Raw genomic sequence first — 15032 nt, 5'->3', positions numbered from 1 at the left:
GCACACCGCGATGGAGGCGTACGACCTGATCGTCGTGGGTGGCGGCCTCGTCGGGGCAGCCCTTGCATGGGGCGCGCAGACTGCAGGAGCCAACGTCGTCCTGCTCGATGAAGGCGACCAGGCCCATCGCGCCGCTCGCGGCAATTTTGGCCTTGTCTGGCTGCAGGGAAAAGGCGTCGGCACCCCGCCCTATATGCAGTGGTCGCTGCACGCAGGGCGCATGTGGCCGGGATTTGCCGCAAGGTTGAGCAATGCCGTTTCTTTCGACATCGGATGGCGGCAACCTGGCGGGCTGCAATTCTGCTTTAGCGAGGCGGAGCTGAACAAGCGCCGCGACGTCATCGCGCGCACAAAGGCCGATGGCGGCGACATCGACATGTCCATCCTCGACCGCGCCGACTTGCAGGCCCTGCTGCCCGGGATCGGCGACGACGTGGTTGGCGCTTCGTTTTCCTCGCTCGATGGCCACGTCAATCCGCTGTATCTGCTACGCGCGCTGCAACAAGGGTTGCAGGACGCCGGCGGCCGCTATCACCCGGGGTTCCGGGTCGAGCACATCGCCATCGAAAGAGATGGGTTCAAGGCAGTCAGCCGCACTGGCAGGGTCGCCGGCAGGCGGATCGCCCTGGCCGCTGGTCTGGGCGCGGCCAACCTCGCCAAGCATGTGGGGCTTTCAATGCCGGTGAGGCCCGAGCGGGGACAGATTGTCGTCACCGAACGAATTAAGCCATTCCTGCCCTATGCCACCAACTGCATCCGGCAATCGGTCGAAGGCACGGTCCTGCTGGGCAGCAGCCATGAAGATCGCGGTTTCGACGAAGGAACAGATGTACCCATCGCAGCCGCGCTGTGCAGGACGGCAGCCCGCGTCTTTCCGGCGCTTGCCGAGGCCACGGTGGTGCGCAGTTGGGGTTCGTTGCGCGTCATGACGCCTGACGGCCTCCCCATCTACGAGGAATCCGAGCGTTTTCCAGGCGCCTTTGCCGTCACCTGCCACAGCGGCGTCACCCTCGCCAGCGTCCATGCGCTGGAGATCGGTCCGGCGCTGGCGAAAGGTCGGCTGCCCGAACATCTTTCGAGCTTCACAAGCGGCAGGTTCGATGTTCACCAGGGTTGAACGAAGCTCCGCATTGCCCCCGGGCGGTAGTGTCCTCGATTTCGAGGGCTCCCAGGTTCCTTTCCGGTCCGGCGATAGTGTCGCCGCTGCGCTGCTGGCAGCCGGGATTTCGCCCTTCAGGGAAAGCCCTGTCGATGAAAGTCCGCGCGCGCCCTATTGCATGATGGGCGCGTGCTTCGAGTGCCTGGTCGAGATCGACGGCAAACAGAACCAGCAATCCTGCCTGACAAGGGCCCGCCCCGGCATGGCCGTCAAGCGCCAGCACGGTGCGAGGTCGCTCGTATGAATGACCCGTGGGACGCCATCGTGATCGGAGCCGGACCTGCCGGAATGACGGCGGCCGCAACGCTGTCCGAAGGCGGCGCCCGCACGCTCGTTATCGACGAACAGTCCGCGCCCGGCGGCCAGGTCTACCGCGCCGTCGAACGCAACGCGGACAATGCGGCCCTTTTGGCTGTGCTCGGCGCGGACTATGCAGGCGGCGCCGCGCTGACGGTCAGGCTGCGCGCCAGCGCGGCTGAGTTGCACTTCGACACGAGCGCCTGGCGCATCGATGCCGACGGCACAGTCTGGATCAAAGCTGACGGTAAGGTCGAGCAGCTGCAGGCAAGGACCCTCGTCATCGCCTCGGGCGCGATGGAGCGGCCGGTTCCGGTGCCCGGCTGGACACTGCCGGGAGTCATGACGATCGGCGCCTTGCAGATCATGCTGAAGGATGCGGGCCTTCGCCCCTCCGGACGCCTTGTGCTGGCCGGCTGCGGTCCGCTCTTCTACCTGTTCGCGGTCCAGTGCCTCGAAGCCGGCATTTCCGACCTGGTCCTTCTCGACACTGCGGAGCGCGCCAATCTCATCCCCGCGCTGCGGCATCTGCCGAAAGCCGTTTTCGGCCACGGTCCGGGTTACCTTCGGAAGGGCCTGGGACTGATGGCTGCGTTGCGCCGGCGCGGCGTGCAGATCCACCGCCGGGTTTCCAACCTCCGTATCGATGGCGCCGAGCGCGCAAGCGCCGTCAGCTTCCATGCCGGCACTCGCCCCTTCCGCATCGAGCTCGACCTGATTGCCTTGCATGAGGGCGTGATACCAAGCCAGCAGATAGCCAGGTCCATCGGCTGCGCCCATAAATGGGATGAAGGGCAACAGTGTTTCCTCCCCGTCCTCGACCCGATGGGGGAAAGCTCCATTCCTGGTATCTTCGTCGCCGGCGACGGCGGCGGCATCATAGGCGCGACGGCCAGCGCCGATGCCGGCGCGCTGTGCGCGCTGGCGATCCTCAAACGTCTCGGCAAGATTACCGAAACTGAATTTGCAAGACGAAAGGCCGTCGCGCAGCAGGCCCTCGACGCCCACCTGACGATCAGGCCTTTCCTCGACCGGCTCTATCGTCCGCGCGACGAAGTGCTCGCTCCGCCCGACGAGGTGGTCGTCTGTCGTTGCGAGATGGTTCGCGCCGGCGCCATTCGCGATGTCGTGCGGCAGGGCTGCGTCGGCCCGAACCAGACCAAGGCCTTCGTGCGATCAGGCATGGGCCCTTGCCAGGGCCGCATGTGCGGTCCCACTGTCAGCACCATCGTGGCCCGCGAAACCGGCCAGACCCTCGACGCGACAGGATATTATCGTGTCCGCGCGCCGCTCAAGCCTGTCACGATCGGCGAACTGGCCAGCCAATACGGAGAGGAATGACGTGAGCGACCGGCCCTCCTCCGCACAAGCCGCATGGGCGTTCATGCTCGATTTCTATCGGCGCCAGGGCGTGCCGGAAGCTTGCCTTGTCCTCCAGGACGAGGCGGGCGTCGACGTGGTGGAGATGCTGATGCTCGTTCATGCCGACATAACTTTGGGCAAGCGCCTTTCGGGCGGAGAGATCAAGGCGCTGCGAGCCGGAACCGCGGGTTGGCGTAAAGACGCGGTGCTGCCTTTGCGCGCCATAAGGCGCAAACTGAAGGCCGCGCGCCAGGACACCGCTGAAAGTGCGAAGGAACAGCTTCGTACCGAGATTAAGAAGGCGGAGTTGCAGGCGGAACGGCTGCAAGTCGATTTCATCGCACGCTGGCTGGAGAACGCGGCCGGCGCCGGTCCGGCACTGGAAGCGACCCTGTCGGACCTTGTTCCGGCACGCAGCCGAAACAGCGCGATCGAAAGCGCGCTGGCGCGCATTCTCGCGGCGGCAGAAGCTGCCCGTGTCGCCTCCCCGCACCCACCGGCCGATCGCTAGACGTCGTGTCACGCCTAGAGGATCGCGCGGTGCCGGACGAAAACCGATTGAATCACCCACGGCTTTGACGATTTCGCAGGCCGTATGATTGCAGGAGACTGACTTCCGATGACCATTCCGGCCGATCCGCTCGATCGCGGTGGCATAAGCCACTTCGGGCGCCGGCTGCGCGCCGGCGAGACGACAGCCGTCGCCGCGACCGAAGCCTATCTGGCGCGGATCGCCACCCTCGATCGCCAGTTGCAGACCTATGAACACGTGGCGGCATCAGCCGCGTTGCAAGCCGCCAAGGCCGTCGACGAGGCATTCGCCCGTGGTGCCGATTTCGGCCCCCTGATGGGCGTGCCCGTCGCGGTCAAGGACATCATCGCCGTCGACGGAATGCCGACGACGGCCGGCTCGGATATCGATGTCTCTGACCTGATCGGCGGCCCGGGCGGCTTCATGCGCGGCCTTGCCGCCGCCGGCTGCGTCGTCATCGGAAAGACCAAGGCCGTCGAGTTCGCAATGAGCGGCACGGGCGCCAATTACCGGCGGGGCACGCCGCGCAATCCCTGGGACGCCGCCGTGTTTCGACTGACTGCCGGCTCTTCAAGCGGGTCGGCGGCCGCCGTCGCGGCGGGCCTTTGCGGATTTGCCATCGGCACCGACACCGGTGGCTCGATCCGCGGTCCGGCTGCGTTCTGTAGCGTGTTCGGCCTGAAGCCAACGGCGGACATCTGGCCGATGGATGGCTGCTTTCCGGTTTCTGCGACGCTCGACACCATCGGTCCGCTGACCCGTTCCGCCGAGGATGCCGCTATCGTCTTCGCCGCTCTTTGCGGCACTCCCGTACCATCAGCCGCAGCGATCGAAGGAGTAAAGCTCGGCCGGCCCCGGATCCTTTTCGGCGACCGTCTGGACGGCCGTGTGGCGGCGAGGCTCGAAGACGCCTTGTCGGCACTTGCGGCCGCCGGCGTCACCATTGTGGAAATGGATATCCCGGAACTCGCGGAGATCGATCCGCTCTTCCGCACCATCAGCCTAGCCGAGATGGTCGCTTCGTTCGGCCGCGAGCGGTTCCACCGCACGAGTGAATTCATGAACCCGGACATCGCCGCCAGCATCGCCGCTGGGTTCGAGATCACGCCGGACTCATATGCCGCCGCGCGCCGGCGCCAGCAGGAACTCGTCCGGCTCAGCACCACCTGGTTCGACGGAATCGATGCCTGGGTCGGACCGGTCAAATGGAAGTTGCCGCCGGCATTTCCGGGAGATTTCACGTCCCTTTCTGCATCCGCTGCTCTTCTGGAGGCCTGTACCGGCCCGACCCGATCGGCGAATGTCCTCAGCCTCTGCGCGGCGAGCCTGCCGCTCCCGCACGTTCCGTCGGCATTGCCCACAGGTTTGCAGGTGATCTGTCCCGGCAGGGCAGACGAACGGCTTCTCTCCCTCGCTCGTGGGTTCGAGACGGTTCTGGGACGTTCGCCCTCCCCCGATCTTTCGGATTTCGCGAGTCCGTGACTGCCGCCGCTTCAATGAGCTATCACCAGAACCGCTGAGGAAAAGGAGAAACCCACACGAAGGCAGAGTTCATGAGACGAGGGCAGCGAACTGACCCACGCCAAAGTTGGGCGCCTTCGTATATTGGCTTCAGCCGGTTTCAGCCCGCGGCGCGGATAGAGTCTTCGATAGCAGGCTTTCGATCGTAGAGGCCCAGAACCTGGCCTTGCAGGCGAAGCAGCGCGGCAACGATATCGAGAGTAGGCGTCGGGATGGAGAGCCTGCGCGCCAATTCCTGCACCGACGACACCAGAGGATCGATCTCCATTGGCCTCCCCAATTCCACGTCGTGACGGGTCGAGGGCTTATGGCCGACAATATCGGTACCACCCTTGATGCGTTGTTCGATAGCGACGCCGAAACGCGCGCCAATCGCCTCGCCGATGGCCTTGCATTCCACCATGATGTCATGGATCAGGCCTCGGCACGCCGGATCGGCGCCAATCACATCCAGGCTGGCCCCGGTCAGCGCCGACACCGGGTTGAACGAGGAATTGCCCCACAGCTTGATCCAAATCTCGTCGCGCAGCCTGGCCTTGCGCGGCGCCCTCAGCCCGCCCGCTATCAACAGCTCCGACAACAACCTCAGACGCTCTGTGTCCGATCCGTTCGGCTCGCCCAGCGTGAAGCGGTCGCCTTTGGAATGGTGGATGACACCGGGCTCGGGAACGTCGCAGGCCGGATAGACCACGCAGCCGATGGCGCGCTCCGGCCCCAACCCCTTCCACTGCGCCCCGCCCGGATCGATGCTCTCCAGCCAGGTCTCGTCGAGCGCCGTGCCGGTGTTGGCGCCATGAAAGTACCACCACGGCAGGCCGTTGACCGCCGGCACCACGGCGGTGTCCTTGCCCAGCAGCGGCGCGAACTGGCCGACAACCGGCGGCACCGCATGCGCCTTCATGCCGACGATGACAAAGTCCTGCTCGCCGAGATCGCGCGGATCGCTGCTCGCTCGGACGCGCCACACCGTCTCCTCGCCATCCTTGATCAGCTTCAACCCGTTGGCCTGGATGGCCGCCAGGTGCGACCCGCGCGCCACGATCGACACGTCGGCGCCCGCTCTGGCCAGCGAGGCCGCCAGATAGCCGCCGATAGCGCCAGCCCCAAAAACGCAAACCCTGGTCATCTTTCAGGCCTCGCCCAAGTTGAGCAGCTTGGCCAGCCCGATGCGCTGCACCTTGCCCGTCGCTCCCTTGGGCACCTCGTCCAGGATGACAATCCTGCGCGGCACCTTGTAGGCGGCGAGCGTGCGGCCGGCGAAGTCCTGCAACTCGCTCGCCAACAGGCTCGCCCCCTCGATCAGCACCACCGCAGCCGCCACCTCCTCGCCGAGCGCCTTATGCGGCATGGCGAAGGTCACCGCCTGGCGCACCGCCGGATGCTCCAGCAGCACATCGTCCACCTCCAGCGGCGACACCTTCTCGCCGCCACGGTTGATGATCTCCTTGATGCGGCCGGTGATCTTCAGGTAGCCGTCCTGGTCGAGAAAACCCTGGTCGCCGGTGCGGAACCAGCCATTGGTGAAGCTGGCCGCGTTGGCGGCCGCATTGTTCTCGTAGCCGGCGGTGACGTTGGCGCCCTTGATGCACACCTCGCCCTCGACGCCAACGCCGAGCTCAGTGCCTTCGCCATCCAGGATGCGGATCTCCGGACCGGCCGCCTTGCCGACATGGCCGGGCTTCTGCTCGCCCGGCGGCAGCGGGTTCGACGCCATCTGGTGCGCCGCTTCCGTCATGCCGTAGGCCTCGATCACCGGGCAGCGGAAGGTCTCCTGCAACTGCTTGAACACGGCCGGCGGTAGCGAGGCCGAGGACGAGCGCACGAAGCGCAGCGCCATGGCCTCCACCGCTTCCGGGTTGCGCTCAGCGCGCTGCAGGATCGCCTGGTGCATGGTCGGCACCGCCGAATACCAGCTCGGCTTCTCCTCGCCCGCCCAGCCGAAGAAACGCAGCGCGTTGAAGCCGGGCGTGCAGCACACCGAGGCACTGGCCGTCATCGAGGCCAGCACCACCGCCATCAGCCCGTGGATGTGGAATAGCGGCATGATGTTGAGGCAATGATCATCCTGCGTCAGCCTCAGCGTGCCGGCGATGTTGTTGGCCGAGGCATGGACGTTGGCCTGCGACAGCGGCACCACCTTCGGTCGCGAGGTGGTGCCGGAGGTGTGCAGCACCAGCGCCTCGTGCTGCGGTCCGGGCGGCACACAACCGGCCTCCTCGTCCCACAGACTGAAGGCGCCGGCGGGCGCGCCCTCGGCGATCCTGATCTCGGCGACCGGGATGCCCAGACGGGCGGCGGCGGCGCGCACCGGATTGTCCGACCCCGGCTCGACCAGCACTAGCCTGGGCCTGAGGTCGGACAGGTAGAACTCGTATTCGGCCTCCTTGTAGGCCGGGTTGAGCGGGGCGGCAGACAGGCCCGACGCCACCGCCAGGAACGACGAGGCCATCTCCGGCCCGTTCGGCAGCACGATCGCCACGCGGTCGCCCGCGCCGATGTCGCGCGCCGCGAGCTGCCGGTGAATGCTTCCCACGAACGCCCGGAGTTCCCCATAGCTCAGCCCGGGACGGCCGGGCGCACTCAGCGCAAGAGATGCATCCGGCGCACTGCGTAGGAGAGTGAGGACTGTGTTCTTCACGTCGGTGTTTCCCATTGGCTTGGCGGTCTCGCTGGCTATTGCCGGCGCGGCTACCGGCTGATGGCGTAGTGGCTGCGCCGTAGGTCGGCGCCGGAGCCCAGCACGCGTCCGTCGGACGAAGGCGGCGTCAGATCGAGTGACACGGCGACGCCGCTGGCGTCGAATTCATAGTCCGGCCATGGATGAATCCGGTGGCCGAGCGCGGCCAGCTTCGCCCGCGTGTTTTCACGGATGCGGGCTTCGACGCTGAGCCGTCCGACGTCATGGAAATGCGGAAAGAAGGAATCCGGAAAGGCAAGGCAGGTGATGCGTGGCGCCTCCACCGCCTGCTGCGGTGACATGTCACGATCTACGATGTTGAGGAACGTCTGCAATATTCCTTGTGGAATGACGTCGCCGCCGCTCGACGACAGTGCCATGACCCGCCGCTCGGCTCCGCCGAGGCTGAGCGCGAGCGCCGGCGACGGAGTCAGCCGCGGCCGCCGGCCCGGCCCCAATGCCGCCGGATGCGCGGCGTCCAGCCTCGACTGCACGCCGCGCGGAGACACCATGATGCCAAGGCCCGGCACGATCGGATTGCCGTCGATCGTGTCGCTGGCCGAGCAGCTGAAGGCATTGCCCTTGGCGTCGACAATGGTGAAGTTGGTAGTGTCGCGGCGCTTGTTCTGCCTGAGGCTACTTGGCGCAGGCAGGGCAAGCGTCGGCAGGTCGGGCAGCGCCTTGGCGGGGTCCACCAGCGCGCGCAGCCGCTGGACATGCTCGTCCGACAAAAGCTCCTCGATCGTCGTCGTGGCGAAATTCGGGTCGCAGTAGAACTTCTCGCGGTCCGAGAAGGCGAGTTTCATCGCCTCGGTTAGCAAATGAAGGTATTCGTCCTCACGACCGGCGAGAACGGCCGCGTCGAAGCCGGCGAGCACCGACAGCGTCTGTAGGATGACGGGTGCCTGGCTATAGGCGCCGCCCGTGAACATGCGCCAGCCGCGATAATCGTAGCTCTTTGCAGGCGCGACCTCGTTGCGAAAACCGGCCAGGTCTTGCAGCGTCATCCAGCCGCCATTGCCATTCACCCAAGCCACGATGCGTTCGGCGACCTCGCCCTCGTAGAAAGCCTTGCGCACGGCTTCCAGCGCCTGCTCGCGGTTTCCACTCTGCTCGGCGGCGGCGAGCCGCTCCAGAAGCAGCGCGAGGTCCGTTTGTTTCAGCCGGTCGCCCTCGCGCGGCGCCCTGCCCTGCGGCCAGTAGATGGCGCGTGAGCTCTCCCAGTTCCGGAACGTCGCGCCCATGAGCTCGTAAGCCAGCGCCGTGCGCCGGTCGAGCACGAAGCCCTCCCTGGCGTATCGGATGGCGGGTGCAGCGACATCGGTAAACGACCAGGTGCCGAAACGCGACAAGGCCGACAGCCAGGCATCGACGGCCGCCGGCACGATGGAGCATGGCGCGCCGAGCGGCATGTCGCCCTTGTGCCGCTCCAGATACGCTTCGAGCGTGACGCTCTCGCTCCATGTGCCGACGCCGCTGATCGACCAGACCTGGTCGGACCCGGCCTGCCGCACCAGGATCGGCGCCACGCCGCCGAGATTGCACATGTCGGCCTGGATGACGTTGCTGGCGAGGCCCGCCGCGACGCCGGCATCGATTGCCGTGCCGCCACGCTCCAGCACGTCGGCCGCGATCATCGCCACCAGGGGGTGGCCGGCGACCACCGAATAGTGCTCGCCGACGAGCGTCGGCCGCATGGATTCCGGCGGCGGGAAGATGTTGGGCACCGGCGAGGTGTTGTTGCGCATGCCGCCGGCGGCGTCGTCGACGGCCTTGTCCATGATCGCCATGCTTTCTCTCCTAGGCGCTGAGCATGGCGCCGGCATCGACGCGCACCGTGGTTCCAGTGATCGCCGCGCTAGCGGGCGAGGCGAGATGCACGCAGAGCGCCGCCACCTCGGCCGGCGTCACCAGCCGCCGCGCCGCGCCGCTATGGGCCATGTCCAGCCAGATTGCGTCGGCATCGGCGCCGGTGCGTTCGGCGATGCGGCGCGCGACGTCCCTGAGCATCGGGCTGTCTACATTGCCCGGGCACACCGCATTGACCCTGATGCGTTCGCCGGCGAATTCCGCCGCCATGCTTTCGACGAAGCCGATCAGGCCGAACTTGCTGGCGCAGTAAATGGAGGCACCGGCCTCGCCGCGCAGGCCAGCGGTGGAAGACACGAACACGAAGGCTCCGCCGTCGCCGCGCGCGCTCATGCGCCGGGCGAACGCGGCGCCGATGTGGAAGGCGCCGTCGAGATTGACCGCCATCACCTTGCGATAGACGTTCCAGTCTATGTCGACGACATTGCCGTCCGCATTGAGGCCGGCGGCGTAGACGACGCTGTCGGCCTTGCCGACAAGCTCGGCCAACCTTTCGCAGGATGCGGGATGGGTAACGTCGCAGGCGACGGCGCGATGCGCTCCGGCAAGATCCGTCAAGGCGCCAGCCGCGGCCTGCTCCTGAAGATCGACTGACCAGACCGTGGTGCCCTGCTCGGCAAAGGCGCGCACGCAGGCCGCGCCGATGGCGCCGGCGCCGCCGAGGACCACCACGACATGCCCCGGAGGCAGGATGTTTGCTGCAGTGTTCATGCCGACCTCACAATCACGACACCGCCGCCATTTCGCGCAGCACGCGCGCGATCGAGGCCGGCCCCGGCACCAGCGCCTCCTCGAGCGAAAGCGCGGCGGGAATCGGAACGTCGGGCACGGCATGGCGGCGGATCTGGCGCAGCGCCGTCGGCCCGAGCTTTTCCAGCACGCGCACGACCACCTCGGCCGAAAGGCCGAAGGACAGATAATCCTCGTCCACCACGAGCAACCGGCCCGTCCTGGCGGCCGACGCCGCGACCGTTTCCGTGTCGAGCGGAACGATGGAACGCAGGTCGATCACCTCCGCGTCGATGCCGTCTGCAGCCACCTCGGCCGCCGCCTCCATGGCATATTCGACGCCGGCGCTGAGCGTGACGAGGGTGATATCGCCGCCCTTACGTGCCACCTCGGCTTTGCCGATCGGCGTCACGAACGCATCTTCCGGCACCTCGGAGCCTGTCAGGAAATCCTTGGCCTTCTTCAGGAGCAGCCCCTTGTGCTCGATGAAGACCACCGGATTGTCGGAACGTATGGCGGCCGCCATCAGACCTTTGTGGTCGCGCACCGAGGCCGGCGCCACGACATGCATGCCGGGCAGATGCGCGAAGGTTCCCCACAGGCACTGCGAGTGCTGCGCGGCGGAGCCGATGTTGCCGCCGGCGGTCTTGATCACCATGGGCATCTTCACCCGCCCGCCGGACATGTAGGGGATCTTGGCCATAGCGTTGTAGATCTGCTCCAGGCAGACCCCCATGAAGTCCACGAACATGATCTCGACCACCGGCCGCAATCCAGCCATCGCCATGCCGACGCCCATGCCGGTGAACGACATCTCGGAGATCGGCGTGTCGCGCACGCGCATCGGGCCGAAACGTTCGAGGAGATCGCGGCTTGAGCCGAACACGCCGCCCGAGCGGCCGACGTCTTCGCCCAGCAGCACGACGCTTTCGTCGCGCGCCATTTCCTGCATCAGGCTTTCGGCGACGGCCTGCGAGGCGTTGATCTTGCGTATGCTGGCCGTCATCACATCACCTCGGCAAAGACATAATCCATCGCGCCGGCCGGATCGGGCATGGCGTCGGCGCGTACATCGGCCAGCATCGCCGCCATCTCCTCTTTGGCCTTGGCGCGGATGGCGTCAAGTTCGGCTTCGGTCGCCGCGCCGCGCTGCAGCAAATCCGCGCGGTAGCGCAGGATCGGATCCATCTCGACGCGCATGCGCTGCTTTTCGGCGCGCTCGCGGTAATTGTCATGATCGCCCTCGTAATGGCCTCTGAAGCGATAGCAGGTCGCTTCCAGAAGCGACGGCCCGCCGCCCTTGCGGGTGTGCTTGGCGATCTCCGCGAAAGCCTGCGTCACTGCGTCGACATCCGTCCCGTCGACGCGCCGGCCGGTGATGCCGTAGGCGCTGGCGCGCTCGGCGATGGTCGGCGTGGCCGTCACGTCGCGGAAACGCACGGAGATCGCATATTCATTGTTCTCGACAAGGCACACCAGCGGCAGGCCCCAGGCGGCGGCCATGTTCAGGCATTCGTGGAAGGTGCCGTGGTTGGTGGCACCGTCGCCGCAAATGCCAACGGCGATGTGGGGCAGCTCCATCATCTTGAACTTGTAGGCATAGCCGAGCGCCACCGGCAGCGACGCGCCGACGATGCCCGTGGCCGAGAAGTGATGCTCGGGGTCGAAGGGATGCATATGACCGCCCCGCCCCCGGCACAGCCCCGTTTCCTTCTCGAAGATCTCCGCCATAAGCGCGCGCGGCGGCACGCCCTTGGCGAGCGCGTGAAAATGATTGCGGTGCGTGCTGACCACCGCGTCATTCGGCGTCAGCGATTGCGCCAGCGCCACCCCGATCGCCTCCTGGCCGATGCCCGTGTGCAGTTCGCCATGAATCTCGAGGGTCTGCACGCCTTCGAGGCAGGCCTCGTCGAAGGCGCGCATCCGCGCCATGGTCCGAAAGAGTGAGATCGGGTTCAGCTTCATGGGTCTTGTTCCGATGTCCTGGCCGGCCATGCTCAGCCGCCGTCTTGGGTGAATTCGAGCAGTTCGAGGAAGGAGCCGCCGGGTTCGCGGCAATAGGCGGACCGCCCTTCGGGAAAGATGGTGACGTCGCCGATCGCGACAGCGCCCAGCACCGCGACTTCGAACAGCGCTTCGTCGACATTCTCGACCGTCAGGCCGACATGGCCGGAGCCGGCCGACAGCGGCCTCGCCTGCGCCGGCGTGTCGCAATGCAGGAACTGGATCAGCTCGAGGCGCGGGCCGTCGGCGAGCGTGAGCTGCGCGAGATGGCAGGACAGGCGCTCCACGCCCATCATGCTCTGGATTTCGCGCGCCATGTCGCGCTCCTCGAAGACGAGCTGGTAGCCGAACGCGCGGCGATAGAAATCGACCGAAAGATCGAAATCCGCGACGGCCAGCGAAATATGATCGAGCCCTTTAAGTTTCATTGGAAGCTCCTAGCCGCGCGCGCTGCACGGCGTCCCGGCATCCGCGACAAGATCGCGAAGATCCTCGCGGATCGCATCGCCCGCCTCAGCCGGAAAGATGGCGACTATGGCGCGCGGAGCCGTCGGCGCTACAGCCTCCAGGAAGCGCGGCAGCGCCACCATATGGCGCACGGCATGGATGGCGACTGGCCTCGCATCACCGCTAACGTCGACGATGCCCTTCAGCCGCGCCAGGTTTTCACCATGCCGGCTGGCCATCGCCTCCAGCGCCGCGAGCAGGCGCGAAAGGTCGAGCCTGGCCGGCACATCCATTGCAAGCGAAGCGAAGGCGCAGGAATGCCCGGCCGCCGCCATGGACATGGCGCAGCGGGCACGGAAAGCCGGCGCCGGCGCGAAAAGCTGGGCGATCAGTGCATCGTTGGAGGCGGCCGGCTCGACGCTGGTCACCCCGAGCGCATCCAGGGCGCGACGGGCACCTGCCTCGCCAGCCTCGCCGGCAATGTCCAGCTTGGTCATCAGGACCCGGTCTGCCAGCGCCAGTTGTGCCTGCGCAACGGCGTGCCCGAACGACCCGTCCGGACCCAGCACGCCATCCGCGGTGGCCACGAGCGCCGCCAGCCGGTAGCGCGACAGACGTAGCGGATCGGCAAGAAAGGCCTGCAGCAGCGGCGCCGGATCGGCAAGGCCGCTGGTTTCGATGATGACGCGCCGGAATGGCGGCAACCCGCCGGCCGCCACGGCCTCGTCCAGCGAACGCAGCGCGCGCGCCATGTCGCCCTGCGCCTGGCAGCACAGGCAACCGCCCGGCAGCACGACGATGTTCTCATCGACGGTCTCGACCAACAGGTGATCGAGACCGATCTCGCCGAACTCGTTGACGATGACGGCCGTGTCGGCAGCCTGCGGCAGCGCGAGCAACCGGCGTACCAGCGTGGTCTTGCCGCTGCCCAGGAACCCGGTCAGCACCGCGACCGGCGCCGTCTCCTCGCGCGCAAGACGCAGGCTCTTCGGATCTGGCAGCGCGTTCATTCCACCCAGCTCGCGTTCCAGAAGCTTTCGGGGCGATGGCGCATCGTCTCCAGCGCGCCGAAGGCCGGCTCGCCAAGCGCCTTGCCGTCGACACGTCCGGCAAGTTCCGCCTTCGCCGCCTCGACGACGGCAGGATCGGCAAGCAACCGCACGGTGGCGATGGCCAGCGCCTCCGACGCCATCAGCGGGCCGGGATGGCTGGCCTCGTGGCCCGACAACGCCGTGAGCGCCCAGTTGTGCAACGGCACTTCCTCGGGAAAGGCCCAGTTGACGCGACCGAGCGGAATGCGCCAGCTCGCCTCGCCGTCGTCCTGCCCGTAAGGATCGAGACCTTCGGTGTGGAGCCTGATCCCGTCATCGAGCGTGAAGCCACCATTCGGACGGCACGCCTTCGCCAAGGCCTGCATGAAGTCGCGCCCCTCGCCCGTCCAGCGCGGCGGACCGACCAGCTCCAACGCTGATTGGAGGGCGTGTGCGAGCGTGTCGTTGGGCAGATAGCCGCGCGTGCCGGCGATGAACTGATGGCGAAAGGCGACGCCCGTCATCTCGGCCGCCTGCCCGGCCACGCCGATTGCGAAATCGAACACCGCCCTGGCGCGCTCGAAATCGGCGTGGCGCGCGGTGAGCCACAGCCGCGCCTCGTCTGGCGTCACATTGGGGATATGGCCGGCAACGCGCAGCACGTGCTCGAGCGAGGCATCTGGAAAATGATGGGCGCGCAGCCTTTCGAGCGACTGCACCGCGAGTTCGGCCGCGTCGAGCGCGTTGCGGCGCCGCGTGCCTCCGCCGTGGCCGGATTCGCCGAGGAAGACGATCTCACCGTTCATCACCGACTGGCAGGGGCGTGAGATCGCGCCGTTCTGGTAGTCGCCATGTGAGGTCAGGATCGCGTCGATGCCGTCAAAGGCGCCGAGGCCAAACATCGCGATCTTGCCCCAGACGATCTCCTCGGAGGGCGTGCCAAGCACGACGACACGCCCTACAAGACCGGCTTCCCGCACAGCCAGCGCGGCGGCGATGGCCGCACCGCAATTGGCCGGCCCGATCAGATTGTGACCGCAGGCATGTCCCGCCGCCCTGCCGGTGCCGCTGCGATAGGCGACCGCCGCGTTGTCGGTGGCCGGCAACGCGTCATATTCGGCCAGCAGCGCGATCGCCGGCCCGCCCTCACCCGCCTCCGCGCGAAACGCCGTCGGCAGGCCGCAGACGCCGCGCTCGACCCTGAAATCGTGCTTCTCCAGCCAGTCGCATAGCGCGCCGCTGGCGGCGAACTCCATGTTCCCGAGCTCTGGGTTTAACCATAAGTTATTGAATTTGCTGATGATATTCGCTTGCAAGAGCTTCCATTGCCGCCGCGTGTTTTCGATCAGATTCATTTCTGTTTTCTGTAAACTGTTGACAGTCTTCAGGAGATTGTGGTTGATT

General features: G+C 66.5%; 14 protein-coding genes. 5 read left to right on the top strand and 9 right to left on the bottom strand.

All coding sequences use genetic code 11. The features are described 5' to 3' along the window. The first annotated feature begins 10 nt into the window (after positions 1–10). The 5 genes from FJW10_RS19065 to FJW10_RS19045 all read left to right on the top strand — a co-directional run bounded on the left by FJW10_RS19065 (position 11) and on the right by FJW10_RS19045 (position 4832). Positions 11–1117 (top strand): FAD-dependent oxidoreductase, encoded by a 1107-nt coding sequence (locus FJW10_RS19065; RefSeq protein WP_140833696.1) that lies wholly within the window; start codon positions 11–13, stop codon positions 1115–1117. Then, complete coding sequence (locus FJW10_RS19060) at positions 1101–1403, top strand: (2Fe-2S)-binding protein (protein WP_140833279.1); 303 nt, start codon at positions 1101–1103, stop codon at positions 1401–1403. Before FJW10_RS19065 ends, FJW10_RS19060 begins: the two co-directional genes overlap by 17 nt. After that, positions 1400–2797: an FAD/NAD(P)-binding oxidoreductase gene (locus FJW10_RS19055; RefSeq protein ID WP_140833281.1), complete on the top strand. Its 1398-nt coding sequence runs from the start codon at positions 1400–1402 to the stop codon at positions 2795–2797. The genes FJW10_RS19060 and FJW10_RS19055 overlap by 4 nt, the downstream gene beginning before the upstream one ends. A gap of 1 nt (position 2798) precedes the next feature. Further along, a complete protein-coding gene (locus FJW10_RS19050) occupies positions 2799–3329 on the top strand; it encodes a TIGR02444 family protein (RefSeq protein WP_140833283.1) in 531 nt (176 codons plus the stop codon). A gap of 108 nt (positions 3330–3437) precedes the next feature. Then, positions 3438–4832, top strand: coding sequence for an amidase (locus tag FJW10_RS19045; protein ID WP_140833285.1), 1395 nt, complete (start codon positions 3438–3440; stop codon positions 4830–4832). Positions 4833–4971: 139 nt separating this feature from the next. Here the strand turns inward: FJW10_RS19045 and FJW10_RS19040 are convergent, their stop codons facing one another. The 9 genes from FJW10_RS19040 to FJW10_RS19000 are packed head-to-tail and all read right to left on the bottom strand — an operon-like array spanning position 4972 to position 14983. Next, positions 4972–5997, bottom strand: coding sequence for a 2-dehydropantoate 2-reductase (locus tag FJW10_RS19040; protein WP_140833287.1), 1026 nt, complete (start codon positions 5995–5997; stop codon positions 4972–4974). 3 nt (positions 5998–6000) lie between these two features. Beyond that, positions 6001–7524 (bottom strand): acyl--CoA ligase, encoded by a 1524-nt coding sequence (locus tag FJW10_RS19035; protein WP_140833289.1) that lies wholly within the window; start codon positions 7522–7524, stop codon positions 6001–6003. A 35-nt stretch (positions 7525–7559) separates the two neighbouring features. Continuing rightward, complete coding sequence (locus tag FJW10_RS19030) at positions 7560–9338, bottom strand: gamma-glutamyltransferase (RefSeq protein ID WP_181177584.1); 1779 nt, start codon at positions 9336–9338, stop codon at positions 7560–7562. 10 nt (positions 9339–9348) lie between these two features. Beyond that, positions 9349–10128: an SDR family oxidoreductase gene (locus FJW10_RS19025; RefSeq protein WP_181177583.1), complete on the bottom strand. Its 780-nt coding sequence runs from the start codon at positions 10126–10128 to the stop codon at positions 9349–9351. 13 nt (positions 10129–10141) lie between these two features. Next, a complete protein-coding gene (locus FJW10_RS19020) occupies positions 10142–11152 on the bottom strand; it encodes a transketolase C-terminal domain-containing protein (RefSeq protein ID WP_140833295.1) in 1011 nt (336 codons plus the stop codon). Beyond that, positions 11152–12111, bottom strand: coding sequence for a thiamine pyrophosphate-dependent dehydrogenase E1 component subunit alpha (locus tag FJW10_RS19015; protein ID WP_181177582.1), 960 nt, complete (start codon positions 12109–12111; stop codon positions 11152–11154). Before FJW10_RS19015 ends, FJW10_RS19020 begins: the two co-directional genes overlap by 1 nt. Before the next feature lie 32 nt (positions 12112–12143). Continuing rightward, positions 12144–12578, bottom strand: a complete 435-nt coding sequence (locus tag FJW10_RS19010; RefSeq protein ID WP_140833299.1) for a VOC family protein — start codon at positions 12576–12578, stop codon at positions 12144–12146. A 9-nt stretch (positions 12579–12587) separates the two neighbouring features. Beyond that, positions 12588–13607 (bottom strand): CobW family GTP-binding protein, encoded by a 1020-nt coding sequence (locus FJW10_RS19005; protein WP_140833301.1) that lies wholly within the window; start codon positions 13605–13607, stop codon positions 12588–12590. Beyond that, the gene (locus tag FJW10_RS19000) at positions 13604–14983 is read right to left on the bottom strand and encodes an amidohydrolase (protein WP_281405132.1); all 1380 of its coding nucleotides are present in this window, start codon (positions 14981–14983) and stop codon (positions 13604–13606) included. The genes FJW10_RS19005 and FJW10_RS19000 overlap by 4 nt, the downstream gene beginning before the upstream one ends. Positions 14984–15032: the final 49 nt, after the last annotated feature.

Source organism: Mesorhizobium sp. B4-1-1 (assembly GCF_006439375.1).
Classification (GTDB): domain Bacteria; phylum Pseudomonadota; class Alphaproteobacteria; order Rhizobiales; family Rhizobiaceae; genus Mesorhizobium.
Note: the sequence above shows the minus strand (reverse complement) of the source record. Positions and strands in the feature narration are given on the sequence as shown.

What these genes read in the sequence shown, in the direction of transcription:
- FJW10_RS19065 (WP_140833696.1), top strand. Translation starts at nt 11, where the DNA reads ATGGAGGCGTACGACCTGATCGTCGTGGGTGGCGGCCTCGTCGGGGCA.
- FJW10_RS19060 (WP_140833279.1), top strand. Translation starts at nt 1,101, where the DNA reads ATGTTCACCAGGGTTGAACGAAGCTCCGCATTGCCCCCGGGCGGTAGT.
- FJW10_RS19055 (WP_140833281.1), top strand. Translation starts at nt 1,400, where the DNA reads ATGAATGACCCGTGGGACGCCATCGTGATCGGAGCCGGACCTGCCGGA.
- FJW10_RS19045 (WP_140833285.1), top strand. Translation starts at nt 3,438, where the DNA reads ATGACCATTCCGGCCGATCCGCTCGATCGCGGTGGCATAAGCCACTTC.
- FJW10_RS19040 (WP_140833287.1), bottom strand. Translation starts at nt 5,997, where the DNA reads ATGACCAGGGTTTGCGTTTTTGGGGCTGGCGCTATCGGCGGCTATCTG.
- FJW10_RS19035 (WP_140833289.1), bottom strand. Translation starts at nt 7,524, where the DNA reads ATGGGAAACACCGACGTGAAGAACACAGTCCTCACTCTCCTACGCAGT.
- FJW10_RS19030 (WP_181177584.1), bottom strand. Translation starts at nt 9,338, where the DNA reads ATGGCGATCATGGACAAGGCCGTCGACGACGCCGCCGGCGGCATGCGC.
- FJW10_RS19025 (WP_181177583.1), bottom strand. Translation starts at nt 10,128, where the DNA reads ATGAACACTGCAGCAAACATCCTGCCTCCGGGGCATGTCGTGGTGGTC.
- FJW10_RS19020 (WP_140833295.1), bottom strand. Translation starts at nt 11,152, where the DNA reads ATGACGGCCAGCATACGCAAGATCAACGCCTCGCAGGCCGTCGCCGAA.
- FJW10_RS19015 (WP_181177582.1), bottom strand. Translation starts at nt 12,111, where the DNA reads ATGAAGCTGAACCCGATCTCACTCTTTCGGACCATGGCGCGGATGCGC.
- FJW10_RS19010 (WP_140833299.1), bottom strand. Translation starts at nt 12,578, where the DNA reads ATGAAACTTAAAGGGCTCGATCATATTTCGCTGGCCGTCGCGGATTTC.
- FJW10_RS19005 (WP_140833301.1), bottom strand. Translation starts at nt 13,607, where the DNA reads ATGAACGCGCTGCCAGATCCGAAGAGCCTGCGTCTTGCGCGCGAGGAG.
- FJW10_RS19000 (WP_281405132.1), bottom strand. Translation starts at nt 14,983, where the DNA reads ATGAATCTGATCGAAAACACGCGGCGGCAATGGAAGCTCTTGCAAGCG.